This is a genomic window from Aeromonas sp. 30P (genome assembly GCF_051919805.1).
GTDB classification, from domain to species: Bacteria; Pseudomonadota; Gammaproteobacteria; order Enterobacterales; family Aeromonadaceae; genus Aeromonas; species Aeromonas veronii.
Window position 1 is genome coordinate 4,297,485 of sequence record NZ_JBQBEA010000001.1, and the last position, 25,672, is coordinate 4,323,156.

At 58.7% G+C, this 25,672-nt stretch carries 21 protein-coding genes and 1 pseudogene; 9 read left to right on the forward strand and 13 right to left on the reverse strand.

The features are described from left to right. Positions 1-47: 47 nt before the first annotated feature. The 6 genes and pseudogenes from ACTG2B_RS20285 to ampD all read right to left on the reverse strand — a co-directional run bounded on the left by ACTG2B_RS20285 (position 48) and on the right by ampD (position 9,082). Entirely contained in the window at positions 48-1,010 is a 963-nt protein-coding gene (locus ACTG2B_RS20285; RefSeq protein WP_439996743.1) for a sensor domain-containing diguanylate cyclase, read from the reverse strand. Positions 1,011-1,134: 124 nt separating this feature from the next. After that, positions 1,135-2,562, reverse strand: coding sequence for a dihydrolipoyl dehydrogenase (gene lpdA, locus ACTG2B_RS20290; protein ID WP_033115370.1), 1,428 nt, complete (start codon positions 2,560-2,562; stop codon positions 1,135-1,137). A gap of 148 nt (positions 2,563-2,710) precedes the next feature. Beyond that, positions 2,711-4,604, reverse strand: a pseudogene (gene aceF, locus ACTG2B_RS20295) (pyruvate dehydrogenase complex dihydrolipoyllysine-residue acetyltransferase). Positions 4,605-4,723: 119 nt separating this feature from the next. After that, a complete protein-coding gene (gene aceE, locus ACTG2B_RS20300; protein WP_439996744.1) occupies positions 4,724-7,384 on the reverse strand; it encodes a pyruvate dehydrogenase (acetyl-transferring), homodimeric type in 2,661 nt (886 codons plus the stop codon). 79 nt (positions 7,385-7,463) lie between these two features. Further along, a complete protein-coding gene (gene pdhR / locus ACTG2B_RS20305) occupies positions 7,464-8,228 on the reverse strand; it encodes a pyruvate dehydrogenase complex transcriptional repressor PdhR (RefSeq protein WP_005336127.1) in 765 nt (254 codons plus the stop codon). A gap of 278 nt (positions 8,229-8,506) precedes the next feature. Then, a complete protein-coding gene (ampD, locus tag ACTG2B_RS20310) occupies positions 8,507-9,082 on the reverse strand; it encodes a 1,6-anhydro-N-acetylmuramyl-L-alanine amidase AmpD (RefSeq protein ID WP_439996745.1) in 576 nt (191 codons plus the stop codon). Positions 9,083-9,212: 130 nt separating this feature from the next. Between ampD and ACTG2B_RS20315 the strand changes: the two genes are divergently transcribed. The 9 genes from ACTG2B_RS20315 (at position 9,213) to yacG (ending at position 16,988) form a co-directional block, all read left to right on the forward strand. Further along, entirely contained in the window at positions 9,213-9,683 is a 471-nt protein-coding gene (locus tag ACTG2B_RS20315) for a retropepsin-like aspartic protease family protein (RefSeq protein WP_439996746.1), read from the forward strand. 3 nt (positions 9,684-9,686) lie between these two features. Continuing rightward, positions 9,687-10,562, forward strand: a complete 876-nt coding sequence (nadC, locus tag ACTG2B_RS20320; protein ID WP_439996747.1) for a carboxylating nicotinate-nucleotide diphosphorylase — start codon at positions 9,687-9,689, stop codon at positions 10,560-10,562. A 315-nt stretch (positions 10,563-10,877) separates the two neighbouring features. Continuing rightward, complete coding sequence (locus ACTG2B_RS20325; RefSeq protein ID WP_272939925.1) at positions 10,878-11,279, forward strand: pilin; 402 nt, start codon at positions 10,878-10,880, stop codon at positions 11,277-11,279. After that, positions 11,279-12,985, forward strand: a complete 1,707-nt coding sequence (gene tapB / locus ACTG2B_RS20330) for a PilB family type IVa pilus assembly ATPase TapB (protein ID WP_139463613.1) — start codon at positions 11,279-11,281, stop codon at positions 12,983-12,985. Before ACTG2B_RS20325 ends, tapB begins: the two co-directional genes overlap by 1 nt. A 235-nt stretch (positions 12,986-13,220) precedes the next feature. Further along, positions 13,221-14,462, forward strand: a complete 1,242-nt coding sequence (locus tag ACTG2B_RS20335; RefSeq protein ID WP_101530010.1) for a type II secretion system F family protein — start codon at positions 13,221-13,223, stop codon at positions 14,460-14,462. Between the two features lie 61 nt (positions 14,463-14,523). Next, positions 14,524-15,396: a prepilin peptidase gene (locus ACTG2B_RS20340; protein WP_429201148.1), complete on the forward strand. Its 873-nt coding sequence runs from the start codon at positions 14,524-14,526 to the stop codon at positions 15,394-15,396. 13 nt (positions 15,397-15,409) lie between these two features. Continuing rightward, a complete protein-coding gene (gene coaE / locus ACTG2B_RS20345) occupies positions 15,410-16,024 on the forward strand; it encodes a dephospho-CoA kinase (RefSeq protein ID WP_236341160.1) in 615 nt (204 codons plus the stop codon). A 37-nt stretch (positions 16,025-16,061) separates the two neighbouring features. Continuing rightward, entirely contained in the window at positions 16,062-16,784 is a 723-nt protein-coding gene (gene zapD / locus ACTG2B_RS20350; protein WP_005336141.1) for a cell division protein ZapD, read from the forward strand. Positions 16,785-16,793: 9 nt separating this feature from the next. Then, a complete protein-coding gene (gene yacG / locus ACTG2B_RS20355; RefSeq protein ID WP_005336142.1) occupies positions 16,794-16,988 on the forward strand; it encodes a DNA gyrase inhibitor YacG in 195 nt (64 codons plus the stop codon). Positions 16,989-17,064: 76 nt separating this feature from the next. Here yacG and mutT read toward each other — a convergent pair whose 3' ends face one another. The 7 genes from mutT to ACTG2B_RS20390 form a co-directional block, all read right to left on the reverse strand. Next, on the reverse strand, positions 17,065-17,469 hold the full coding sequence (gene mutT / locus ACTG2B_RS20360) for an 8-oxo-dGTP diphosphatase MutT (protein WP_421351507.1): 405 nt from the start codon (positions 17,467-17,469) through the stop codon (positions 17,065-17,067). A gap of 74 nt (positions 17,470-17,543) precedes the next feature. Further along, on the reverse strand, positions 17,544-20,264 hold the full coding sequence (secA, locus tag ACTG2B_RS20365; RefSeq protein ID WP_005336144.1) for a preprotein translocase subunit SecA: 2,721 nt from the start codon (positions 20,262-20,264) through the stop codon (positions 17,544-17,546). 59 nt (positions 20,265-20,323) lie between these two features. After that, the gene (locus ACTG2B_RS20370; RefSeq protein ID WP_005355107.1) at positions 20,324-21,229 is read right to left on the reverse strand and encodes a M23 family metallopeptidase; all 906 of its coding nucleotides are present in this window, start codon (positions 21,227-21,229) and stop codon (positions 20,324-20,326) included. Between the two features lie 140 nt (positions 21,230-21,369). Continuing rightward, positions 21,370-22,293, reverse strand: a complete 924-nt coding sequence (lpxC, locus tag ACTG2B_RS20375; RefSeq protein ID WP_439996748.1) for a UDP-3-O-acyl-N-acetylglucosamine deacetylase — start codon at positions 22,291-22,293, stop codon at positions 21,370-21,372. Positions 22,294-22,392: 99 nt separating this feature from the next. Continuing rightward, the gene (gene ftsZ, locus ACTG2B_RS20380) at positions 22,393-23,544 is read right to left on the reverse strand and encodes a cell division protein FtsZ (RefSeq protein WP_005336147.1); all 1,152 of its coding nucleotides are present in this window, start codon (positions 23,542-23,544) and stop codon (positions 22,393-22,395) included. 39 nt (positions 23,545-23,583) lie between these two features. Continuing rightward, entirely contained in the window at positions 23,584-24,843 is a 1,260-nt protein-coding gene (gene ftsA / locus ACTG2B_RS20385; protein ID WP_005336148.1) for a cell division protein FtsA, read from the reverse strand. Next, positions 24,824-25,576, reverse strand: coding sequence for a cell division protein FtsQ/DivIB (locus ACTG2B_RS20390; protein WP_005336149.1), 753 nt, complete (start codon positions 25,574-25,576; stop codon positions 24,824-24,826). Before ACTG2B_RS20390 ends, ftsA begins: the two co-directional genes overlap by 20 nt. Positions 25,577-25,672 lie beyond the last annotated feature (96 nt).

Below are 25,672 nucleotides of genomic sequence, written 5' to 3' on the forward strand. Positions count from 1 at the left end.
CCGTGGCGCTCTCTGTTGTTTTGGTGGCGACTAATCCGGCATAGCAGTCAGCCCTTGCCATCCCGTTTGCGTTGATACATCAGCTCATCCGCGCGGGTGAGCAGCTCGGCCAGGGAGACACAGCCGTGCCCGTCATAGCAGACAATCCCGGTGCTGCAGGTCAGCGCATAACCGCAACCACTGTGCTGATTGTGCTCGGCCAACATGGCATTGAAACGCTCATAGGCCAGTTGCGCCTGCACCTCTACCACATTGGGCAGCAGGACGGCGAACTCATCGCCGCCCATGCGGGCAAACACGTCTGCGCCCCGAAAAGCCTGCTTGAGCAGAGTGGCAAAGGCGATCAGGGCCCGATCCCCTTCTGCATGTCCCCACCGATCGTTGATCCCCTTGAAGCCATTGAGATCCAGATAGAGCAGCGCCAGTGGCATCTGCAAGCGGCCGGCCAGCGAGAGGCTCTTCTCCGCCAGCATCACGAACCCGCGCCGATTGGAGATCAGGGTCAACTCATCAATGGTGGCCAGCTGCACCGCTTCAAGCTCCCGCACCACCATCGCCGCCAGATCCTTGAGCAGCCCCACATCCTCATCGCTCAATTCCCGCGGCACCGTATCGATGATGCAGAGTGTCCCCAGTTTGCAGCCGTTGGCGATCCGCAGTGGCTGTCCGGCATAGAAGCGGATGCCGGGCCCGCCTACCACCAGCGGATTGTCGGCAAAGCGGGGATCCTGCGAAGCATCCGGCACGATAAAGGTCTCATTGCCCATGATGGCGTGGCCACAGAACGAAATGTCACGCGCGGTCTCGCGGACCTCCAGTCCGATACAGGATTTGAACCACTGGCGATCTTCATCCACCAGACTCACCAGCGCGATGGGGACATTGAACACCCGTCGGGCCATGCGGGTCAGCCGGTCAAACCGCTCCTCGGCCTCGGAATCCAGCAAAGATAGCCGCCGCAGGGTCTCCAACCGCAATGCCTCATCGGGTGGAATGGGTGCTTCTAGCATCGTGCCTCTCTCGTCAGTGCCAAAACCTATCTTTAGCATATTGGGCTTTGTCGAAGTCGGGGCAGCAAGGAGAAAACAAAAAGCCGCTCATTCGAGCGGCTTTTTAGACAAGCGGGGAAGAAAATTACTTTTTCTTCTTGGCCTTGGCGTTCGGTAGATCGGTGATGGAGCCTTCGAACACTTCGGCAGCCAGACCCACGGACTCGTGCAGAGTCGGGTGAGCGTGGATGGTCAGCGCGATATCTTCGGCGTCAGCACCCATCTCGATGGCCAGACCGATTTCACCCAGCAGTTCACCACCGTTGGTACCCACGATGGCACCACCGATGACGCGGCCGCTCTCCTTGTCGAAGATCAGCTTGGTCATACCGTCGGAGCAGTCGGACGCAATGGCGCGGCCGGAAGCAGCCCACGGGAAGGTGGCGACTTCGAAGTTCAGGCCCTGTTGCTTGGCTTCCTTCTCGGTCAGACCAACCCATGCCATCTCTGGCTCGGTGTAGGCGATGGACGGGATCACTTTCGGGTCGAAGTAGTGCTTCTTGCCTGCGATCACTTCGGCGGCAACGTGACCTTCGTGAACACCTTTGTGCGCCAGCATCGGCTGACCAACGATGTCACCGATGGCGTGGATGTGGGCCACGTTGGTACGCAGCTGCTTGTCCACCTCGATGAAACCGCGCTCGTTGACGGCAACGCCAGCCTTCTCGGCATCCAGCATCTTGCCGTTCGGCACACGGCCTACGGCAACCAGCACGTTGTCGTAGCGAACCGGCTCGGCCGGCGCGTGCTTGCCTTCGTAGGAGACGTACAGGCCGTCTTCACGGGCTTCAACTGCGGTGACCTTGGTCTCCAGCATGATGTTGAACTTCTTGGCAACGCGCTTGGTGTAGATCTTGACGATATCTTTGTCGGCAGCCGGAACCAGCTGGTCGGCAAATTCCACCACGTCGATCTCGGAACCCAGAGAGGAGTAAACGGTACCCATCTCCAGACCGATGATGCCGCCACCGATAACCAGCAGTTTGCCAGGAACGGTTTTCAGCTCCAGCGCATCGGTAGAGTCCCATACGCGGGGATCGTCGTGCGGAATGAACGGCAGCTTCACCGGACGGGAACCGGCCGCGATGATGGCGTTGTCGAAGGTCACGGTGGTCTTGCCATCGGCGCCTTCAACTTCGATGGTGTTCGGGCCGGTGAACTTGCCAAAACCGTTCACAACCTGAACTTTACGCATCTTGGCCATGCCAGCCAGACCGCCGGTCAGCTGGTTGATAACCTTCTCTTTCCACAGACGGATCTTGTCGATGTCGGTCTGCGGGGCACCGAAGACAATGCCGTGCTCGGCCAGCGCCTTGGCTTCTTCAATCACTTTGGCAACGTGCAGCAGCGCCTTGGAGGGGATGCAGCCCACGTTCAGGCAGACGCCACCCAGGGTGGAGTAACGCTCGACGATAATGGTATCCAGACCCAGATCGGCTGCACGGAAAGCAGCGGAATAACCGGCAGGGCCAGCACCCAGTACTACGACCTGGGTTTTGATTTCTTTACTCATCATGACCTCTTTGTCGTTCTTATATCCCCGGACAGCGCAGTCTTATACCGAAACGGGTGGCTGCAGCCGTGAAAAAAACGGGGCAAGTTTACGATCATGTTAATGAAATGAGAAGTAAAAAGGGCAGGCTCTGGGCCCGCCCTCTCACTTACAGGACCAGTCGACGAATGTCGGACAGCACGCCGTTCATGGTGGTGATGAAGCGAGCCCCATCGGCACCATCGATCACGCGGTGGTCGTAGCTCAGAGCCAGCGGCAGCATCAGGCGCGGCACGAACTCTTTGCCGTTCCACTTCGGCTTCATCTCGGACTTGGAAACACCGAGGATGGCCACTTCCGGCGCGTTGACGATCGGGGTAAAGCTGGTACCGCCGATGCCACCCAGGCTAGAGATGGTGAAGCAACCGCCCTGTATGTCGGCAGCGGTCAGCTTGCCGGCACGGGCCTTCTTGGAGATCTCGGCCAGATCGCGAGACAGCTCCATGATGCCCTTCTTGTTAACATCGCGCACCACGGGCACAACCAGACCGTTGGGGGTATCTACCGCCACACCGATGTGGATGTACTTCTTCATGATCAGCTTGCTGCCATCTTCGGACAGGGAGCTGCAGAAGCGCGGGTGAGCTTCCAGCGCCTTGGCGGCGGCTTTCAGGATGAACACCAGCGGGGTGATCTTCACGTCTGCCTTCTGCTTCTCGAGCATCGCATTCTGCTCTTTGCGGAACGCTTCCAGCTCGGTGGTATCGGCTTCGTCGAACTGGGTGACATGAGGGATCATGACCCAGTTACGGTGCAGGTTCGGACCGGAGATCTTCTGGATGCGGGTCAGCTCGACCTCTTCCACATCACCGAACTTGCTGAAGTCTACCTTCGGCCACGGCAGTACGCCCAGACCGTTACCACCGGCTACGCCAGCAGAGGCAGGAGCGGACTCGGCACGCTTGATGGCATCCTTCACGTAGGCTTGCACGTCTTCTTTGACGATGCGGCCCTTGCGACCGGAGGCTTTCACCTTGGCCAGGTTGACACCGAACTCGCGTGCCAGACGGCGTACCGCCGGAGAGGCGTGTACATAAGCATCATTGGCAACAAAATCAGTCGCAGCGGCAGCCGCCTGGGCAACCGGAGCCGGAGCTGCGGCAACAGGGGCAGCGGCGACCGGTGCGGCAGCTTGAGCAACCGGCGCGGCGGCAGGAGCTGCGCCAGCCACTTCGAAGACCATGATCAGGGAACCGGTGGAGACCTTGTCACCCGCCTTCACCTTGATCTCTTTGACCACACCGGCGAACGGCGCAGGCACTTCCATGGAGGCCTTGTCACCTTCCACGGCGATCAGGGACTGGTCGGCTTCAACCTTGTCACCTACGGCAACCATGATCTCGGTGACTTCCACTTCGTCGCCACCGATATCCGGTACGTTGACCTCTTTGGCAGCGGCGGCAACCGGGGCAGCAGCCACGGGCGCGGCAGCTTGAGCCGGAGCAGCAACGGCAGCAGGCGCAGCGCCAGCCACTTCAAATACCATCACCAGAGAACCGGTAGAGACCTTGGCGCCAGCGGCAACCTTGATCTCGACCACGCGACCTGCGAACGGAGCCGGTACTTCCATGGAGGCCTTGTCACCTTCCACGGCAATGATGGACTGGTCAGCTTCTACCATGTCGCCGACGGCAACCATGATTTCAGTCACGTCCACTTCGTCGTCACCGATGTCCGGCACGTGCACATCTTTGCGCACGGCAGCGGCAGGTGCGGCGGCCGGAGCAGCAGCAACCGGTGCAACCACTTCAGCAGGGGCGGGCGGCAGCGCCTTCGGCTTCGAAGATCATGATCTGGGAACCGGTGGCAACCTTGTCGCCCACCTTGATCAGGATCTCTTTAACGATACCGGCAGATGGAGCCGGTACTTCCATGGAGGCCTTGTCGCCTTCTACCGCGATGATGGACTGGTCCAGCTCGACCTTGTCACCCACGGCCACCATGATCTCGGTGACTTCAACCTCATCGGCGCCGATATCCGGCACCATAATCTGTTTGGACATTGTGCTTTATCCTCTTGCGTCGATCCGCGTGGCTGGCTGATGCCGCCACGCACATCTCGCGTTAACCGTTTTAAATCCTGGCAGGGTCGCGCCGTATGACGGCGCGACCCTTGATCCACTTACGCGTACAGCGGGTTGACCTTGTCGGCATCGATGCCGTACTTGGCGATGGCGTCGGCCACAACCTGCTTGTCTACCTCGCCGCGCTTGGCCAGTTCGGTCAGAGCAGCAACCACCACGTAGAACTCGTTCACTTCGAAGTGACGACGCAGGTTGGCACGGCTGTCGGAACGGCCGTAACCGTCGGTACCCAGCACGCGGTAGTTCTCGGTCGGAACAAAGGCGCGAACCTGATCGGCGAAGGACTTCATGTAGTCGGTCGCAGCGATGGTGGCTTCGGAACCCAGTACCTGAGCGATGTAGGGAACACGCGCTTCAGAGGTCGGGTGCAGCATGTTCCAGCGATCCGCGTCCTGACCGTCACGAGCCAGCTCGTTGAAGGAGGTGACGCTGAACACATCGGAACCGATGCCGTACTCGCTGGCCAGGATCTGGGCAGCCTTGCGCACGTGACCCAGGATGGAACCACAACCCAGCAGCTGAACTTTCGCCTTGGCACCGGCGACGGATTCCAGCTTGTAGATACCCTTGCGGATGCCTTCCTCGGCGCCTTCCGGCATGGCCGGCATGGCATAGTTCTCGTTCAGGGTGGTGATGTAGTAGAACACGTTCTCCGGGTTCTCACCGTACATGCGGCGCAGGCCGTCCTGTACGATCACCGCCACTTCATAGGCGTAGGACGGGTCGTAGGAGATGCAGTTCGGGATGGTGTTCGCCAGGATGTGGCTGTGACCATCTTCGTGCTGCAGACCTTCGCCGTTCAGGGTAGTACGACCGGAGGTTGCACCCAGCAGGAAGCCACGGGCTTGCTGGTCACCGGCTGCCCACGCCATGTCGCCGATCCGCTGGAAGCCGAACATGGAGTAGTAGATGTAGAACGGGATCATCGGGCAGTCGTTGGTGCTGTAAGAGGTCGCAGCAGCCAGCCAGGAGGACATGGCGCCCAGCTCGTTGATACCGTCTTGCAGAACCTGACCCTGCTTGTCTTCCTTGTAGTAGGAGACGATGTCGCGGTCTTGCGGGGTGTACTGCTGACCGTGCGGGCTGTAGATACCGATCTGGCGGAACAGACCTTCCATACCGAAGGTACGGGCTTCGTCAGCGAGGATCGGGACGATGCGCTTGCCGATGGACTTGTCTTTCAGCATCACGTTCAGGGAACGCACGAACGCCATGGTGGTGGAGATTTCGCGCGCCTGCTCACCCAGCAGCGGACCGAAGGCATCCAGTGCCGGGATTTCCAGCTTGGTGGTGCTTTCGCGCAGACGGGTCGGCACATAGCCTTTCAGGGCGGTGCGACGGTCGTGCAGGTATTTGTGCTCGGCAGAACCGGCTTCGATCTTCAGGTACGGCAGATCGGCCAGTTGCTCGTCGGCCACCGGCAGGTTGAAGCGGTCACGCAGGTGACGCACGGAGTCCAGCTCCATCTTCTTGACCTGGTGAGCGATGTTCTTGCCTTCGGCCGCTTCACCCATGCCGTAACCCTTGATGGTCTTGGCCAGAATAACGGTCGGATTGCCCTTGGTCTGGGTCGCCTTGTTGAACGCGGCGAACAGTTTGCGAGGATCGTGACCACCGCGGTTCAGAGCGAAGATCTCCTCGTCGGTCATGTCTTTGACCAGCGCGGCAGTTTCCGGATAACGGTTGAAGAAGTGCTCGCGGATGTAGCCACCGTCGCGGGACTTCATGGTCTGGTAGTCACCGTCCACGGTCTCGTTCATCAGCTGGATCAGCTTGCCGGAAGTGTCTTTCTTCAGCAGCTCATCCCACTTGCGACCCCAGATAACCTTGGTGACATCCCAACCGGCGCCAGCGAACAGGCCTTCCAGCTCGTTGATAACCTTGCCGTTACCGACAACCGGACCATCCAGACGCTGCAGGTTGCAGTTGACCACAAACACCAGGTTGTCGAGCTTTTCACGCACGGCAACGGTCAGGGCACCTTTGGCTTCCGGCTCGTCCATCTCGCCGTCACCCAGGAAGGCGTAAACGGTCTGCTCGGAGCAATCCTTGATACCACGGTCGGTCAGGTACTTCAGGAAGCGAGCCTGATAGATGGCGGCGATGGGGCCCAGACCCATGGAGACGGTCGGGAACTGCCAGAAGTCCGGCATCAGTTTCGGGTGCGGATAGGAAGGGATACCCTTACCGTCCACTTCCTGACGGAAGTTGTCCAGCTGCTCTTCGGTCAGACGACCTTCGGCAAAGGCGCGAGCATAGATACCCGGGGAGATGTGACCCTGGAAGTAAACCAGATCGCCACCATCCTTCTCGTTGCGAGCACGGAAGAAGTGGTTGAAGCAGACATCATAGATGGTCGCAGAAGAAGCGAAGGAAGACATGTGACCACCCAGGTCCAGGTCTTTCTTGGACGCGCGCAGCACGATCATCATGGCGTTCCAGCGGATGATGGCGCGAATGCGGCGTTCCATCTCCAAGTCACCCGGGTAGTCCGGCTCGTCGCTGGACGGGATGGTGTTGATGTAATCGCGATTTGCCTTGGCAGCCACGTCCACACCGCTTACGCGGGCTTTCTCGGCCAACTGTTCAAGGATGAACTGAGCGCGTTGCGGACCCTCTTCACGCAGCAGGGATTCCAGAGAGGCAAGCCACTCCAGCGTTTCTATCGGGTCCACATCGTTCTTCAGGATATCAGACATGGCTGGTTCCTATGTTGTTGTGATTGCACGGCATTGCACGGCGAAGGGCGCAAGCATTCGACAATAAAGCCTTGTGGGATTAGTTTTCCTGCTGACGGATCCGACGCATGGATCGCTGGATCCGGCTGTCTTCCCTCTGCATATCCAACAAGGTGTCCTCGATAAAGGCCAGATGCTCATGACAAGCTGTTCTGGCCCGCTCCGGAGCCCCCGAAAGAATAGCCTCGATCAGATTCGCGCGATGGCGACGTATCTTGGCTACCACTCCCGGGCGGCGATTCAAAATCTCGTTATTCTGCAGAATGTTCTGTTCGAGCATCGGGCTCATGGCCCGCAGCAGGTGCAGCAGCACCACGTTGTGGGACGCCTCGGCCACCGCCAGATAGAACTGGGTCACGGCTGCCGATTCGGCCACCAGCGAGCCCAGCTGGCCCGCCTCTTCGATGGTGGTTTGCACCTGACGAATACGCTCGAAATCAGACCCGGTTCCCCGCAAGGCCGCGTAGTAGGCACAGATGCCTTCCAGCGCGTGGCGAAACTCCAGCAGGTCATACTGGGCTTCCGGGTGGGTACTGAGCAGTTCGAACAGAGGATCGGCGATCCCCTTGCTCAGGGCATTCTGCACATAAGTGCCGCCGCCCTGACGGCGATAAAGCAATCCGCGCGCTTCCAGTCGCTGGATGGCTTCGCGCAAGGAGGGGCGCGATACCTGAAACTGGATGGCGAGTTCCCGCTCGGGAGGCAATTTCTGCCCCGGCTGCAGGCTGCCTTCCAGAATCATCTGTTCCAGCTCGGCGACAATGGAGTCGGCCAACTTGGGTTGCGTAATCTTGCGATAGGGCATGAGGCTACTTTGTTAAATTGGTATTACCAATTTTATGGATGGGGCGAAAATTAGCAGAGGCCTTTTGAAAAGTCCACTCAAAAGATGATCTGAGTCAAGAATCAACCCCACCACTTAAGGGGTAAAGCAGGGGAAACATGATTTAGCTCATAGAAAATGGTCTGACCAATATTCTTGACCACGCTCACAAATAACATTTGCGCAACCAGAGACAAAAATGGCCTGCCAGATAGGCAAGCCATTGATTTTAAAATCCAAACTAAATTTGAATATTTACTTTAGCTGTTTAGTAATTGCCGGTAGTAATCCCACTGGAAACTGGCTCCGGGATCCGTCTTGCGCCCTGGTGCGATATCGCAATGGCCAACAATTTTTTCGTGGGTGATGGCCGGATAGCGCTCCGAGATAGCTCGGGTGAGCACTGCCAATGCCCGGTATTGAGCCTCGGTGTAGGGGATTTCGTCAGTCCCTTCCAGTTCGATGCCGATGGAGAAGTCATTGCACGCCTCCCTCCCCTGCCAGCTCGATACTCCCGCATGCCAGGCGCGCTCGCCGAACGGCACATACTGCACCAGCTCGCCATCACGGCGGATCAGGCAATGAGCCGAGACCCGCAGCTGATGGATACCGGCAAAATAGGGGTGAGCCTCCGGGTCAAGTCGTCCCATAAAGAGATCGTCGATAAAGGGACCGCCAAACTCCCCAGGCGGCAGGCTGATGCCATGCACCACCAGCAGGGAGATATCATCCGGCGCGGCCCGTTCGTTGTGATGGGGAGAAGGCACCCGGCGCGCCTGCTGGCACCAGCCAGCGGCATCGATAGAGAAACAAGGTTGCGAAGCGAGTTGAGTCATCGGCTACTCGAGTTGGCTGATAAATGGCGAAAAAACGAAGATACGCGATAGGCAACCCGGCACCAACTCACTGAATCAACGGGAAATGGTATGTTAGGCTGAGTCATCTTCCGCTCGATATGGATGGGGTATGCAGCACACGGCACGCTGGATGTGGTTACTGGCCTGGCTCTCTTTGATGGGCCTGCTGACCCTCTATTTTCACTCCCGCAACCAACCAAGCGTCACCGCCAGCGGCGAGCTGTTGCTGCGAGCCGACCAGAGCGGCCACTATCGTCTGGAGGGTGCCATCAACGGCCAGCCGGTGCAACTGCTGCTCGATACCGGCGCCACCCGTATCACCATCCCGCAGCAGGTTGCCGAGCGGCTCGGCCTGATCGCTCATGGCAGCAGCCAGGTCAATACCGCCGCGGGGCAGATCCGGGTCGGCAACGGCACCATCGAAACGCTGGCGATGGGGCCATTGACCTTGTACGATCTGGCCATCTTTATCAATCCGGCGGCAGACGGTGACGAAGTGCTGGTTGGCATGAACGCCCTCGGTCGGCTGGAGCTGGTTCAAAAAGAGCGGCAACTGCTGCTCAGACCCTTGCAGGAATAAGGCATGTTTCAACAGGATGTCAGCCGCGCCGTGCGCGCCGCACTACTCGAAGATCTGGGCGATGCCCTCACCACGCTAGACCAACCGGACACCAGCGCCGATATCACCGCACAGCTGATCCCGGCCGATCGGATGGCCAGCGCCCGGGTCATCACCCGTGAGGCCGGAGTGTTCTGCGGCCAGCCCTGGGTGGATGAAGTCTTCCTGCAACTGAAGGCCCAGCTCGGTGGCGAAGTGAAGGTGGAGTGGCTGGTGCAGGATGGCGAAGTGCTCTCCCCCAATCAGGAGCTGTTCCGCCTCCATGGCCCTGCCCGCCTGCTGCTGACCGGCGAGCGCAATGCCCTGAACTTTGTCCAGACCCTCTCCGGCGTCGCCACCCTCACTGCTCGCTATGTGGCTGAACTGGAAGGCACCGACTGCCGCTTGCTCGACACCCGCAAGACCATCCCCGGGCTGCGCACTGCCCAGAAGTACGCGGTTACCTGCGGCGGCGGCAAGAATCACCGCATCGGCCTCTACGACGCTTACCTCATCAAGGAGAACCATATCCTCGCCTGCGGCGGCATTGCCGAGGCGATTAATGAGGCTCGTCATCTCAATCCGGGCAAACCGGTGGAGGTGGAAGTGGAATCACTGGCAGAGCTGGAACAGGCGCTGGCGGCCAACGCCGATATCGTGATGCTCGACAACTTCGATGTTGCCATGATGCGGGAAGCGGTCGCCATCAATCAGGGCCGCGCCAAGCTGGAAGTCTCCGGCAATGTGACGCTGGATACCCTGGCCGAGTTTGCCGCCACCGGTGTCGATTTTATCTCGGTCGGGGCGCTCACCAAGCATGTACGGGCGCTCGATCTCTCCATGCGCTTTATCCAGCAGTGAGATTCACCCCGCTGGCCTGAGCAATTACTCGACCTAACCGGACAAACAACTTGCAAAAGGCGCCACGGGCGCCTTTTCTTTATGCAGGATCCCTCAGCAAAGGAGTGTAATGACGGACCCGCTTTCACCCGTAACAAAGAGTCATAAGAAGCCACTTATTTTATGACTCGCATCAAGTTTTTGGTAAATGACATGAAAGTGGTTAACAAAGGCAGCAATCTCTGTTGCCACCCCTGACAGCTCGGATAAGATACTGACGTTCGGACGATTTTCTACCGACACTTCCCAGGAACCAAGGATAAAAGGATATTTTCAATGAAGAGCGAAATGAAGAAACAATCGGGTTTTACCCTTATTGAACTGATGATCGTGGTCGCGATCGTCGCCATTCTGGCCGCGGTGGCGCTGCCGGCTTATCAAAACTACACAAATAAGGCTCGTTTCACGCAGGCAGTGTCCGCTGCTGGTGGGCTCAAGACTGAAGCCGAAGTCTGTTTCCAAACCACTGGCGCATTTGGATGCCCAGCCTTACTTGCCAGCGCAGCAGCACCCACAGGCGTTAGTCTAACAATCACAGGGGCATCAAGCACAGCAACAAGCCTAACTATCACCAGCACAATGACAAATCCATCTGGAGCATATCAGCTGGCCGCTAGTTCTGCGAATGGAGCCGTGACATGGACTGCAACCTGCTCCCCAACCACTCTCTGTAATTAATGACCTCGAGCCCCAATAGCGGCCTGGCGTTGAGCCTGGCCGCCTCTTCACTGATCAGTGAAGAGGACTCCCAGCGCTATCTGAGCCAGGCCAAGGCCCAGCGCAAACCCTTTGTGACATTTCTGATAGAGAACGAGATCCTCGACAGCAAGGCGCTCGCTGACTTTTGCGAGCTGGAGTATGGGGTACCTCTGCTGGATCTTGCCGCCTTCGATTTGGCCGAGATCCCGCAGAAGTACCTCAATCAGAAGCTGATTGAGAAACACCACGTCCTGCCCATCTACACCCAGGGCCACACCCTCTATATCGCCATGTCGGATCCGACCAATGTCTCGGCGTTGGAGGACTTTGGCTTCAGCTTCGGCCTTCATACCGAAGCGCTGCTGGTGGAGGAGAACAAGCTCACCGCCGCCATCGGCAAGCTGCTGGAGAGCGAAAATGACGCCCTCGGCATGGAGGATATCGATGAATCCGAAATTTCGGATCTCGAGGTTTCCGACGATAACAGCCGCCTCGACGAAAGCGTTAATACCGCCGATGACGATGCTCCCATCGTCAAGTACATCAACAAGATCCTGATGGATGCCATCAAGCGCGGCGCCTCAGACCTGCACTTCGAGCCTTATGAGTTCAAGTATCGGGTGCGCTTTCGTATCGATGGCATTCTGCATGAAATCGCCACACCGCCGGTCAACCTCTCCAACCGCTTCTCCGCCCGCCTCAAGGTCATGGCACGTCTCGATATTGCCGAGCGGCGGCTGCCACAGGATGGCCGCATCAAGTTGAAGTTGTCGCGCAACAAGTCGATGGATATGCGGGTTAATACCCTGCCCACCATGTGGGGGGAGAAGATCGTTATCCGTCTGCTCGACTCCTCGGCGGCACGCCTCAATATCGAGCAACTCGGCTTTGATGACCGACAGAAGGCGCAGTACCTGCGCGCCCTCTCCAAACCACAGGGGATGATCCTGGTGACCGGCCCCACCGGCTCGGGCAAAACAGTCTCGCTCTATACCGGCCTCAATATTCTCAACACCACCGAGGTAAACATCTCCACCGCTGAAGATCCGGTGGAGATCAACCTGCCCGGCGTCAATCAGGTGCAGGTCAATCCCAAGGCGGGGCTCACCTTTGCCAGCGCCCTGCGCTCCTTCTTGCGGCAAGACCCGGATGTGGTGATGGTGGGGGAAATTCGCGATCTGGAAACTGCCGAAATCGCCATCAAGGCAGCACAGACCGGCCACCTGGTGCTCTCCACCCTGCATACCAACTCCGCCGCCGAGACCCTGACCCGGATGATGAACATGGGGGTTCCGGCTTTCAACATCGCCTCCTCGGTGACCCTGATCATGGCCCAGCGGCTGGCCCGTAAACTGTGCGACCACTGCAAGGCACCGGAAGTTGTGCCGGAAGCAGAACTGCTGGAGCTGGGCTTTACTCCGCAGCAGCTGGCTGCCGGACTGCGACTGTTCAAACCGGTCGGTTGCAAGGAGTGTTCCGGCGGCTACAAGGGGCGAGTCGGCATATACGAAATCATGCTGATGTCGGAGAACATCGCCAAATTGATTATGCAGGGGGCAAACTCCCTGCAAATCGCCGCTATCGCGCAGAAGGAGGGGATGCGCACCCTGCGCACCTCGGGGCTGGAGAAGGCCCGGCTCGGGGTCACCAGTCTGGCCGAGGTCAACAGGGTCACCACCAACTGATCCGTATGACGGAACGACCCGACGGTTTGGCTGGCAGAGCGAATTCGTCGTTCACGAACACGGAACGGATGATAGTCCGAACGACAGAGTAATCAGATATTCAAGTGACCGGGCTGGCGCCAAGAAGGCCCCCCCTATCAGTACCCCGCAGGCATCAAGCCAGTCGGGCACCTTGACCAGGTTGGTGACACGCAGAGCCCGGCTCTGACAACCAACCCTATTGCAGGATGCAAAGATGGCAACCCTAACGAAAAAGAACAATGCCCCCAAGAAAGTCTTCGCCTTCCGCTGGCACGGGGTAAACCGCAAGGGGCAGAAGGTCTCCGGCGAGCTACAGGCCGACAGCATCAACAGCGTCAAGACCGAACTGCGCAAGCAGGGGGTCAACGTCACCAAGGTGGCCAAAAAATCCCAAGGGCTCTTCTCCAAGGGCGGCGCCAAGATCAAACCGATGGATATCGCCATCGTCTCCCGCCAAATAACTACCATGCTCTCCGCCGGCGTACCGCTAGTGCAGAGCCTGCAGATCATCGCCCGCAGTCACGAGAAAGCCTCGATGCGCGAGCTGATGGGGCAGATTGCCGCCGATGTGGAGACCGGCACCCCCATGTCGGAAGCGCTGCGCCGCCATCCCCTCTACTTTGACGATCTCTACTGCGATCTGGTGGAAGCCGGTGAGCAATCCGGGGCACTGGAGACCATCTACGACCGTATCGCCACTTACCGGGAAAAGTCGGAAGCGCTCAAGTCGAAGATCAAGAAGGCGATGTTCTACCCCACCATGGTCATTCTGGTCGCCATCGTGGTCACCTCAATCCTGCTGCTGTTCGTCATTCCGCAGTTCGAGGATATCTTCAAGAGCTTCGGCGCCGAGCTGCCGGTGTTCACCCAGTTTGTTATCGGCATCTCCCGCTTTATGCAGAACTGGTGGTATGTCTTCTTTGGTGGCACCGCCCTTGGTATCTTCCTTTACGTGCGGGCCTGGCGGGCCTCCCAGAAGGTGAAAGACAATACCGACAAGTTCGTCCTGACCATTCCGGTGGTCGGGATGATCCTGCACAAGGCGGCCATGGCTCGCTTTGCCCGCACCCTGTCGACCACCTTCTCCGCCGGTATCCCGCTGGTAGATGCGCTGATTTCGGCGGCTGGGGCCTCTGGTAACTATGTCTATCGCACCGCGGTCATGGCGATCCGCAACGAGGTGGTGGCCGGTATGCAGATCAACGTGGCGATGCGCACCGTCGATCTCTTCCCCGACATGGTGATCCAGATGGTGATGATCGGTGAGGAGTCCGGCGCCATCGATGATATGCTCTCCAAGGTCGCCACCATCTTCGAGCAGGAGGTGGATGATCTGGTCGATGGCCTCACCAGCCTGCTGGAACCCCTCATCATGGTGGTGCTCGGGGTGCTGGTCGGCGGCATGGTTATCGCCATGTACCTGCCCATCTTCAAGCTTGGCGACGTGGTAGGCTGATTTATCAGGGCATGGCACCACCGCCATGCCCACCCCCCAATTCAATAACTGACGGTTGGTTATGACACTTCTTCTCGAGCTGGCTCACAGCTTGCCCTGGCTCTATTTTTCGCTGGTTTTTCTTTTCTCCCTGATGATCGGCAGCTTCCTTAACGTTGTCATCCACCGCTTGCCCATCATGCTGGAGCGGGAGTGGCAGGTCGAGTATCGCAGCTACTTCGCCCCTGATGAGGAGGCCACTGCGCCAGAGCGCTACAACCTGATGGTGCCGCGATCCGCATGCCCTCACTGTGGCCACGCCATCACTGCGCTGGAGAACATCCCGCTGCTGAGCTGGCTCTGGCTCAAAGGGCGTTGCCGCGACTGCCAGGCCCCCATCTCGGCCCGCTATCCGCTGGTAGAGCTGCTGACCGCCCTGCTATCGGTGGCCGTAGCCATGGTCATAACACCGGGCTGGGGCACACTGGCTGCCCTACTGCTGACCTGGGTGCTGGTCGCCCTCACCTTCATCGATCTCGACAAGATGTTGCTGCCCGACCAGCTCACCCTGCCACTGCTGTGGGGCGGGCTGCTGTTCAACCTGGCAGGCGGCTTCGTGCCGCTGGCGGATGCCGTGATCGGTGTCATGGCGGGCTATCTGGTGCTCTGGAGCCTTTACTGGGCTTTCAAGTTGCTCACTGGCAAGGAGGGGATGGGCTATGGCGACTTCAAGCTGCTAGCAGCTCTGGGCGCCTGGCTCGGTTGGCAGGCGCTGCCCATTATTTTACTGCTCTCATCCCTGGTCGGCGCCGTGATCGGCATCAGCCTGATCGCCTTGCACAAACATCATCAGGGCAAGCCCATCCCCTTCGGCCCCTACCTCGCCATCGCGGGCTGGATCGCCCTGCTATGGGGCGATACCATCACCCGCTGGTATCTCTCTACCCTGCTTTGAGCAAGAGGCCCCCATGTATGTAGTTGCTATCACAGGTGGTATCGGCAGCGGCAAGACCACTATCGCCAATCAGTTTGCCGCACTGGGTATCGAGGTGGTGGATGCCGATGTGATCGCCCGTGAAGTGGTCGAGCCGGGCACCCCGGCCCTTGCTGCCATCGCCGACCATTTTGGCCCTGATGTGATTGCTCCGAGCGGTCAACTCGACCGTCGTGCCCTGCGTGAGCGGGTCTTCAGCGACCCGCAGGCCAAGGAGTGGCTCAATGCCCTGCTTCACCCGCTTATTCGCAGTGAAATGCTGCGCCAGTGTGCCGCAGCCAGTTCTCCTTATTGCCTGCTGGTGGTGCCGCTGCTGGTGGAGAACAAACTCACCGGCCTCGCCGACCGGGTGCTGGTGATCGATGTGGACGAAGCCACCCAGATTGAGCGCACCTGCCGCCGGGATGGGGTATCGGCCGAGCAGGCCAAGGCCATCATCGCCGCCCAGGCGAGCCGGACAGAGCGCCTCGCCGCGGCGGATGATGTCATCGAAAACCACAATGGCAGCGAAATGGCGATTAAAACGCGGATTTTGGCGCTGCACGAGACATATCTGGCAATTGCCTCTCAACAAGGCCGCCAAGTGTGAGTACACTAGGCCGGTTTATGGCTGGCCAGGATTAGGCATGATTTACGATTTCCCCCTCAATGAAAAAAGCCGGACCTATCTTCGTCTGGAGTCCCTGTTTTCCCAGATCCGCGACAATCTGGAGAGTGAACAATCCTGGGCACATATCGCCTTCTTCAAGGGGCTGTTCGATCTGCAAGAGTTGCTGGAGCGTGGTGACCTGCGCGCCGACCTCATCAAGGATCTGGAGCGTCTCGGCCAGCGTCTGAGCCACTGGGCCAGCCTGCCCGATGTCGATCTGGAGCAGATCAAACTGATGCAGCAAGAGAGCAGCCAGCTCTCCCGCAACCTGCTCAACTCGCCACGCCCGGGTGCCCGCCTGAAAGAGGATCGTCTGCTCGGCTCCATCCGACAGCGTTTCTCCATCCCGGGTGGCCTGTGTGCCTTCGACGTGCCCCAGCTGCACCACTGGCTCGGTACCCCGGCCATCACCCGTCACCAGCAGATGCAGGGCTGGCTGAGCGATATCAACCTGCTGATGAATGCCATCACTCTGCTGCTGCGCCTGTGGCGTGAATCAGGCAGCTTCAGCGAGCAGGTTGCCAGCAACGGTTTCTTCCAGGATACCGCCGAGAGCGCCGAGCTGATCCGCATCAAGCTGCCGGGCAATCTGTTCTGCTACCCGACCCTGAGCGGCCACAAGAACCGCTTCGCCCTGCGCTTTCTGCCCACCGCAGAACAGCCGATTGGCGACGTGCCATTCCAGCTCGCCTGCTGCTAAGGAGGGCTTATGGTCACCAAGGTAAAGTGTCCGACCTGTCAGAGCGAAGTGGAGTGGGGCCCGCAGAGTCCGTTCCGCCCCTTCTGCAGCAAGCGCTGCCAGCTGATCGATCTCGGCGAGTGGGCCGATGAAGAGAAGCGGATCCCGGGGGAGATCAACCCGGATCTGCTGCCGGAGCCGGAAGAGGGTGACCAGTGGCTATAAGCCTCCGGTCACTCACCTCTGCAATATGAAAAAGGGCCGATTGGCCCTTTTTTGATGCTTGTTGATTGCTACCGGCTCACGCCAGCAGACCCTGTAGCCGCGCTACAATCGGGCCATTGGCATCGGGGAAGTGGTAGTTGTGCAGCTCGGCCACCGGCACCCACAGACACTCCTGCCCCTCCTTGCCGAACGGCTCGCCGCTGAAACGGGTCACCTTCCAGATATCCAGCAATACCTGCTTCTCGGGGTAGTCGTACTGCAGTTCCATGAAGGGGGCACAATCCAATACCCGGATGCCGATCTCTTCCCACAGCTCCCGATCCAGCGCAGTCAGCAGATCCTCACCGGACTCCACCTTGCCACCGGGAAACTCCCAGCGATCCCCCTGATGGCGATCGGAGGAGCGTCTGGCGATGAAGATATCGCCCCGTTCATTCTCGATGACGCCAACCGCCACCCAGATCCGTTTTTTCTGTTCCATCAATTACCTCTGTTCGCTTGTTGCCACCAATAACAAGGCGGGCACTTGGCCCGCCTGTTATGGCATAGCGTCGATCAGGTCAACTGACCGTGACAGTGCTTGTACTTCTTGCCGGAGCCGCACGGGCAGGGATCGTTGCGACCAACCTTCTGCTCGTCGCGCACGAAGGTGGTGTGGCCCTCTTCGCCTGCGGCCTGTTCATCGGCCAGCTGGCTTTCGGCAGCGGCGTGGGTATAGGTACGGGGAGCGGCTTCCGCCTGCTGGCGCTGCTGCTCTTCCATCGCTTCCACATCGCGCTCCTGCACCTGAACACGGCTCAGGATGCTGACCACGTCGCGCTTGAGAGTTTCCAGCATCTGGGTGAACAGATCAAAGGATTCGCGCTTGTACTCCTGCTTGGGGTTCTTCTGGGCGTAGCCGCGCAGATGGATGCCCTGACGCAGGTGATCCATGGCCGCCAGATGCTCTTTCCAGAGGCCATCCAGAGTTTGCAACATCACCGCTTTCTCGAAGTTGCGCAGCACCTCTTTGCCGACCAGCTCTTCCTTGTGGGCATAGAGCTTGGTGGCTTCGTCCAGAATGCGCTCGCGCAGCTTCTCTTCGTACAGCTTGTCATCTTCCGCCAGCCACTGCTGCAGCGGCAGATCCAGCGCGAAGTCGGCCTTCAGGCGTGCTTCCAGACCCGGCACATCCCACATCTCCTCCAGAGACTGGGGCGGGATGTACTCGTCGATCACCGCGCCGTAGACATCGTCACGGATAACGTGGATGGTCTCGGAGATGTCGTTGGTATCCAGCAGCTCGTTGCGCTGCTCGTAGACCACCTTGCGCTGGTCGTTGGCAACGTCATCAAACTCCAGCAAGCTCTTGCGGATGTCGAAGTTGCGACCTTCCACCTTGCGCTGGGCATTTTCGATCGCCTTGGTGACCCATGGGTGCTCGATGGCTTCGCCCTCTTCCATGCCCAGCTTCTTCATCATGCCGGTCACGCGATCGGAGGCGAAGATCCGCATCAGGGTATCTTCCATGGAGAGGTAGAAACGGGATGAGCCCGGGTCACCCTGACGACCGGAACGGCCGCGCAGCTGGTTATCGATACGGCGGGACTCGTGACGCTCGGTACCGATAATGTGCAGACCACCGGCGGCCAGCACCGCATCGTGACGCACCTGCCAGGCGGCTTTCAGCTCGGCAATCTGCTCGCTGGTCGGGTTCTCCAGCTTGGCAATCTCTGCCTGCCAGTTGCCGCCCAACACGATGTCGGTACCACGACCGGCCATGTTGGTCGCGATGGTGACCGCGCCAGTCTGACCGGCCTGGGCGACGATCTCCGCTTCCATGGCGTGGAACTTGGCGTTCAGCACCTTGTGCGGGATCTTCTCCTTGGTCAGGATGCCGGAGAGCAGCTCGGAGTTCTCGATAGAGACGGTACCAACCAGTACAGGCTGGCCCTTGGCCACGCACTGACGGATATCTTCGATGATGGCGGCATACTTCTCATTGGCTGTCAGGTAGACCAGATCGCCCATGTCCTTGCGCACCATCGGCTTGTTGGTCGGGATAACCACGGTATCCAGGCCATAAATCTGCTGGAATTCAAAGGCTTCTGTATCTGCAGTACCTGTCATCCCCGCCAGCTTGTTGTAGAGGCGGAAGTAGTTCTGGAAGGTGATGGATGCCAGCGTCTGGTTCTCGTTCTGGATCTTCACCCCTTCCTTCGCTTCAACGGCCTGATGCAGGCCATCGGACCAGCGACGACCCGGCATGGTACGGCCGGTGTGCTCGTCGACGATGACGATCTCGTCTTTCTGGACGATGTAGTCCACGTTGCGCTCGAACAGGGTGTGAGCACGCAGACCGGCATTGACGTGGTGCAGCAGGCTAATGTTGGAGGCGGAGAACAGAGAGTCGTTCTCATCCAGCAGCCCCTCTTTCTTGAGCAGCTCTTCCACGAAGATCTGACCGTTTTCGGTCAGCAGGGCCTGACGGTTCTTCTCGTCCACCGTGTAGTGACCGTCGCCGGTGTACTCTTCGGTGTCTTCCTTGTCCTGCTTGACCAGCAGCGGGATCAGCTTGTTGACGCGGATATAGAGCTCTGAGCTGTCTTCAGCCGGGCCGGAGATGATGAGCGGAGTACGGGCTTCATCGATAAGCACCGAGTCCACCTCATCCACCAGCGCGTAGTTGAGCGGACGCTGTACGCGCTGCTCCGGCGAGAACGCCATGTTGTCGCGCAGGTAGTCAAAACCGAATTCGTTGTTGGTACCGTAGGTGATGTCGGCGGCGTAGGCGTCACGCTTCTGGGACGCATCCATACCAGGCACGTTGCAATCGACGGTCATGCCGAGGAAGGCGAACAGCGGGCGGTTCGCCTCCGCATCACGCTTGGCCAGATAGTCGTTCACCGTTACCACGTGCACACCACGGCCACTTAGTGCGTTCAGGTAAGCTGGCAGAGTCGCAGTAAGAGTCTTACCTTCACCAGTCTTCATTTCCGCGATACGGTTGGAGTTCAGCACCATGCCGCCGATCAGCTGCACGTCGAAGTGACGCATGCCGAACACCCGCTTGGAGGCTTCACGCACGGTCGCGAACGCTTCCGGCAGCAACTGCTCCAGGGTCTCACCCTGCTCGATACGCTGACGATACTCGGCCGTTTTGGCCTGCAACTCGGCATCGGACAGAGCCTCGAACTGCGGCTCCATGGCATTGATCTGTTTTACAATTTTGCGCAAAGCCTTGAGCGTTCTGTCGTTCCGGCTGCCGATAATCTTGGTAAGCAGTGTGCTAATCATGGGTACCAACTATTTCTGGTTATAAAAGCGTTCCGTCACTGGAACCTGAAGAAAAAAACCTAACCCCGTCTGGCACTGAGAAAGCGTGCGGGGTTGACCTGACGACCATCTTTCAACACTTCGTAATGCAGATGGACCCCGGTCGCGCGACCGGTGCGTCCCATCAAGGCAATCTTCTGACCCTGATCAACCAGGGTGCCCACCTCGACCAGCAACTTGGAGTTGTGGGCATAGCGGGTGACCAGGCCATTGCCGTGATTAATCTCCACCATATTGCCAAATTCCGGATGACGGCCCGCCCAGCTGACAATGCCGGGCCCGGTGGCCAGAATCGGGGTTCCGGGTTTGCCACGGAAATCGACCCCTTTGTGCATCTTGGCACGCCCGTTGAACGGATCGACCCGTCCACCAAACCCGGACGAGACCCAAACTCGCTCCTGTTTGACTGGCGTGCCGGAAATAAAACCGGCATCGGTGATATGGTGATTCATGATGAAAGATTCAAGTACCGACAGCTGCTCTTCACGGCTGCTGAGCTGCTGGCTGAGGTGCTTCATCGAGGCTTGCAGCTCGTTGAGGCTCACTTCCAGCTCTTCATCATAAGAAGGGCCGCCCATGGGGGGCAGCTCTTTGAAATTGAACTCGTCGGGATCGAGATCGGCCTGCTCGGTCAATCGTTCGCCGAGGGCATTGAGACGGCCAAGCTGGCCCTGCATGGTGCCCACCTGAGCTGCCAGCATCGCCAACTGTTCACGGGCTTCGTCGCCACTCTGGTCAACGGACTGTTGCTCGGCAACGGCAAGCGCCACTTCCAGCGCCTCCATTTTCTGGTGCCAGCTCTGCCAGAGCCAACCACCACCAAGGGCCAACAGGGAGAAGAGAATACCGCCGACCCAGGCCAGACGTTGTTTGGGCAGGTGCAACTTGCGTCGCTGCTTGCCGTGGAGGATCAGGGTAATGCTCATAGAAATCAGTCTGCTCGGTCAGGTGCGGCCAGGAGCCTGCACGGGAAATAAAACCGGGAGATAATCGGTATTAAAGGATGGAGTAAACAAATGACGGAACGTCGGTGCGGAGAGAGGACCGACGTTCCGTTGCACAGCTATCAGGCCAGAACCAGACCGTTATCGTAGTAAGTGATAGGCGCTTTGTCGCCCTCACCCTCGAAGGTCACCAGTTCCCAAGCCTCCTGCTCGGCCAGCAAGGCACGCAGCAGCTTGTTGTTCAGGGCATGTCCGGTCTTGTAGGCACGGAACTCACCGATGATGCTGCGGTTACACATATAGAGGTCACCGATCGCGTCCAGCATCTTGTGCTTGACGAACTCGTCCTCATAACGCAAACCGTCTTCGTTCAGCACCCGATAGTCGTCCAGTACCACGGCGTTTTCCAGGCTTCCGCCCAGCGCCAGGTTCTGGGAACGCAGGTACTCGATATCGCGCATGAACCCGAAGGTACGGGCACGGCTGATCTCTTTCACGAAGGAGGCACCGGAGAAATCCAGTACGCAACGCTGATTGCGCCCTTCAAAGACCGGATGCTGGAAATCGATCTCAAGATCCATCTTGAAGCCGTTGCGATAGGGGTGGAATTCCGCCCACTTGTCGCCGTCTTCAACCCGGATGCTCTTCTTGATCCGCACAAACTGCTTGGCAGCATTCTGCTCACGGATCCCGACTTCCTGCAGCAGGTAGATAAAGGGATGCGCACTACCGTCCATTACCGGGATCTCGGGTGCGTCAACCTCAACGTAGAGGTTGTCGATCCCCATCCCGGCCAGCGCGGCAGAGAGGTGCTCAATGGTAGAGACACGGACACCGGCTTCGTTGACCAGAGCGGTACAGAGCACGGTATCGCGCACCTGATCGGCATTGGCTGGCAGCTCCACCACAGGATTCAGGTCGGTACGCAAGTAAACGATCCCTGTGTTCACAGGCGCCGGACGGAACGTCATGGTGACTTTCCGGCCCGAATGCAGGCCGACACCAGTCGCCTGTACACTCGTTTTCAAGGTTCTTTGTCTAATCATGGGTGTACCCTAAACAGCTTAAAATCCGGACCAGATGGTCGTTGGCAGGCCATCTTAGCACATTCCTTGAACAACAAACAAACGAGAGCCATAAGAGGCTTAGTCAGCTTGCTTGCGCAGGAACGCCGGAATATCCAGGTAATCCGGTTCACGACGAGCTTGCGGCTCGGCGTTGACCACCTTGGCCGGGGCTTCGTCCATCACGCGGCCTTGCATCATGTCGCTGACCAGCGGCTGACGCACCGGGCGCTCTTGCACCTGGCTGCTCTTGACCAAAGTGATGTCCGGCTTGCGCTCGGCACCGATACCGGTAGCAACCACGGTCACACGCAGTTCGTCGTGCATTTCCGGATCGATTACGGTACCCACAACTACAGTGGCGTTCTCGGAAGCGAAGGCCTTGACCGCGTTACCCACGGTTTCGAACTCTTCGATGGTCATGTCCATACCGGCGGTGATGTTGACCAGGATGCCACGGGCACCAGCCAGATCCACGTCTTCCAGCAGCGGGCTGGAGATGGCTTTCTCGGCCGCTTCTTCAGCACGGTCATCACCAGAGGCGGAACCGGTACCCATCATGGCGGTACCCATTTCGCGCATTACGGTACGCACGTCCGCGAAGTCGACGTTGATCAAGCCCGGACGGGTGATCAGCTCAGCAATGCCCTGTACCGCGCCAAGCAGTACATCGTTGGCCGCCTTGAAGGCATCCAGCAGGGAGATACCGCGACCCAGCACCTTCAGCAACTTGTCGTTGGGGATGGTGATCAGGGAGTCGACGTTCTTGGAGAGCTCTTCGATACCGTGGGCGGCAAAGCCCATCCGCTTCTTCCCTTCAAAGGAGAACGGCTTGGTCACCACAGCAACGGTCAGGATGCCCATCTCGCGGGCCACTTCAGCCACGATCGGCGCAGCACCGGTACCGGTACCACCACCCATACCAGCGGCGATGAACACCATGTCGGAACCGGTCAGCAGCTCACGCAGCGCTTCGCGATCTTCCATGGCCGCATCACGACCCACTTCCGGATTGGCTCCGGCACCCAGACCCTTGGTGATGCCACCGCCGATCTGCAGGGTAGTGTTGGCGCTGGAGTTACGCAGTGCCTGGGCGTCGGTGTTGACGGTAATGAACTCAACACCCTCAATATTTTGACGAACCATGTGCTCGACAGCGTTACCGCCGCCGCCACCTACACCGATCACTTTAATGACGGCTTCGTCAGTGTGGCTATCCATAAATTCAAACATGTTGTCTCTCCGCTTTATTTGCCTGACTCAGCAAAATTCTTAGAACTCGCCACGCAGCCAGTTGCTAACCCGTTTGACCAGGCCACCGACGCTTGCCTTGGCGGCATATTCTTTGTTGCTACCTGTGGCTTGATGGGTGCGGCCATATTGCAGCAACCCGACCGCAGTCGAGTACACCGGTGCCTGCACGTAATCACTCAAACCACGTATGTTCATGGGCTCTCCCACCCGGACCTGGCTCTGGAAGATCTGCTCTGCACACTCCACAATGCCTTCAATCTGGGCAGCGCCGCCGGTCAAGACCACACCGGCTGCCAGCTGATGCTTGACCCCCTGCGCTTTCAACTCGCTTTGTACCCGCACCAGCTCATCATTCACCATGGAGAGCAACTCGGTGTAACGGGGCTCAATCACTTCAGCCAGTGTCTGCCGTTGCAGGCTGCGCGCCGGGCGACCGCCGACACTGGGTACTTCAATATTGTCTTCCTTGCTGACCAGACGACCGAGGGCGCAACCGTAGCGCACCTTGATCGCTTCCGCGTCGAGCGGCGGCGTGCCGAAGGCGTAGGCGATGTCGCTGGTCACAGTGCTGCCAGCGTACGGGATCACCTTGGTGTGGCGCAGGGCACCGCCGGTAAACAGCGACATGTCCATGGTACCGCCACCGATGTCCACCACGCAGACACCCAGCTCTTTCTCGTCTTCGGTCAACACCGCATAGCTGGAGGCCAGCGCGGAGAAGATCAGTTGATCCACACGCAAACCGACCTTCTCCACACATTTCTCAATGTTGCGGGCCATGTCGTTGTGGCAGGTGATCAGGTGAACCTTGGCTGCCATCCGCACACCGGATAGGCCAACCGGATTCTTGATCCCTTCCTGATAATCGATGGCAAACTCCTGAGGCAGCACATGCAGAACTCGCAGCTCATCGGAGAGGCGAACCGACTTGGCGGTGTGGATCACGTTGTCCACATCCTCCTGGGTCACCTCTTCATCGGAGATGGGCACCATACCGGTCTCGTTGCGGCAGTCGATATGCTTGCCGGACAACCCCAGATAGACCGAGCTGATCTGGCAATCTGCCATCATCTCGGCCTCTTCCACCGCGCGGCGCAGTGACTTGACCACGGAGTCGAGGTCATTGACCCCGCCCTTCTCCATTCCGCGAGAAGCGTGACTGCCCATACCGATGACGTTTAGTTCACCGTCCGGCAATACTTCCCCGACCAGAACCGCCACCTTGGTTGTGCCGATATCCAGTCCGACAATCAAATTCCTATCTGCGGTGTTGGTCATGCACTTTCTCTTCGCTCTTCTTCCAGCCAACTGCCATTCCGGTGTCATATCGAAGATCCACGTAGGCTACTTGCGCACGGGGTTCGATAACCGGGAAGGCATCGATAAACCGCTGCAGCCGGAGCGCAATGTCATTGCGTCCCAGGAACAGCTTGATATTGCCATCCAGGGTCAGTTCCCAGGCATGGCGGGGGGTCAGATTCACCCCCAGCAACTTGTATCCCTTGGCAGCCAGTTGCGACTCGTACTGCCGACTCTCTTTCAACACCCGGGCGGCCTGGTCATCCGGCCCTGACAGCTGCAACAGCGGCGTCTTGACCCGATCCGGGGCACTGAATACCTTGCCCTTGGTGTTGACGAAGCGGTTGCCATTCCAGCGCGCCGCCACATCTTGTTCCGTGAGGTAGATCTTGATCTTGTTCGGCCACTTCTTTCGTACCGAGACCGAGGCCACCCATGGCAAGGCATTGAGCCTTGCCTGCAATTCGTTAACATCCAATTCGAAGAAGTTGCGCAGCTCGGCGCCATCCAGCACGGCCATCCGCAGCTCTTCGGTTTGCAAATACTGGTGTTGCCCCTGCAGCAACAGCTCGCTCATGGGCAACCGGTTGGCATCTGTCAGCCAACCTTTAACATCCAGCGCCGTCCGGTAGCAGCCCCATATCACCAGCAGGAAAAACGCTACCCCTGCGATGAAGCCACCCTTGGTGCGCCCCTGTGCCCTTGCCTCCACCCGATCGATCCCCGTGTAACGCGCTAAACCGGCCTTTGACAGACCGGTTCGCCATTATATAGGCCCCGGCTTGGCGGTCAAAATACTCATTGGGCC

What these genes read in the sequence shown, in the direction of transcription:
- ftsA (WP_005336148.1), bottom strand. Translation starts at nt 24,843, where the DNA reads ATGACCAACACCGCAGATAGGAATTTGATTGTCGGACTGGATATCGGC.
- yacG (WP_005336142.1), top strand. Translation starts at nt 16,794, where the DNA reads ATGGTCACCAAGGTAAAGTGTCCGACCTGTCAGAGCGAAGTGGAGTGG.
- lpdA (WP_033115370.1), bottom strand. Translation starts at nt 2,562, where the DNA reads ATGAGTAAAGAAATCAAAACCCAGGTCGTAGTACTGGGTGCTGGCCCT.
- zapD (WP_005336141.1), top strand. Translation starts at nt 16,062, where the DNA reads ATGATTTACGATTTCCCCCTCAATGAAAAAAGCCGGACCTATCTTCGT.
- mutT (WP_421351507.1), bottom strand. Translation starts at nt 17,469, where the DNA reads ATGGAACAGAAAAAACGGATCTGGGTGGCGGTTGGCGTCATCGAGAAT.
- ampD (WP_439996745.1), bottom strand. Translation starts at nt 9,082, where the DNA reads ATGACTCAACTCGCTTCGCAACCTTGTTTCTCTATCGATGCCGCTGGC.
- pdhR (WP_005336127.1), bottom strand. Translation starts at nt 8,228, where the DNA reads ATGCCCTATCGCAAGATTACGCAACCCAAGTTGGCCGACTCCATTGTC.
- nadC (WP_439996747.1), top strand. Translation starts at nt 9,687, where the DNA reads ATGTTTCAACAGGATGTCAGCCGCGCCGTGCGCGCCGCACTACTCGAA.
- tapB (WP_139463613.1), top strand. Translation starts at nt 11,279, where the DNA reads ATGACCTCGAGCCCCAATAGCGGCCTGGCGTTGAGCCTGGCCGCCTCT.
- lpxC (WP_439996748.1), bottom strand. Translation starts at nt 22,293, where the DNA reads ATGATTAGACAAAGAACCTTGAAAACGAGTGTACAGGCGACTGGTGTC.
- ACTG2B_RS20325 (WP_272939925.1), top strand. Translation starts at nt 10,878, where the DNA reads ATGAAGAGCGAAATGAAGAAACAATCGGGTTTTACCCTTATTGAACTG.
- secA (WP_005336144.1), bottom strand. Translation starts at nt 20,264, where the DNA reads ATGATTAGCACACTGCTTACCAAGATTATCGGCAGCCGGAACGACAGA.
- ACTG2B_RS20315 (WP_439996746.1), top strand. Translation starts at nt 9,213, where the DNA reads ATGCAGCACACGGCACGCTGGATGTGGTTACTGGCCTGGCTCTCTTTG.
- ACTG2B_RS20340 (WP_429201148.1), top strand. Translation starts at nt 14,524, where the DNA reads ATGACACTTCTTCTCGAGCTGGCTCACAGCTTGCCCTGGCTCTATTTT.
- aceE (WP_439996744.1), bottom strand. Translation starts at nt 7,384, where the DNA reads ATGTCTGATATCCTGAAGAACGATGTGGACCCGATAGAAACGCTGGAG.
- ACTG2B_RS20285 (WP_439996743.1), bottom strand. Translation starts at nt 1,010, where the DNA reads ATGCTAGAAGCACCCATTCCACCCGATGAGGCATTGCGGTTGGAGACC.
- ACTG2B_RS20370 (WP_005355107.1), bottom strand. Translation starts at nt 21,229, where the DNA reads ATGAGCATTACCCTGATCCTCCACGGCAAGCAGCGACGCAAGTTGCAC.
- ftsZ (WP_005336147.1), bottom strand. Translation starts at nt 23,544, where the DNA reads ATGTTTGAATTTATGGATAGCCACACTGACGAAGCCGTCATTAAAGTG.
- coaE (WP_236341160.1), top strand. Translation starts at nt 15,410, where the DNA reads ATGTATGTAGTTGCTATCACAGGTGGTATCGGCAGCGGCAAGACCACT.
- ACTG2B_RS20335 (WP_101530010.1), top strand. Translation starts at nt 13,221, where the DNA reads ATGGCAACCCTAACGAAAAAGAACAATGCCCCCAAGAAAGTCTTCGCC.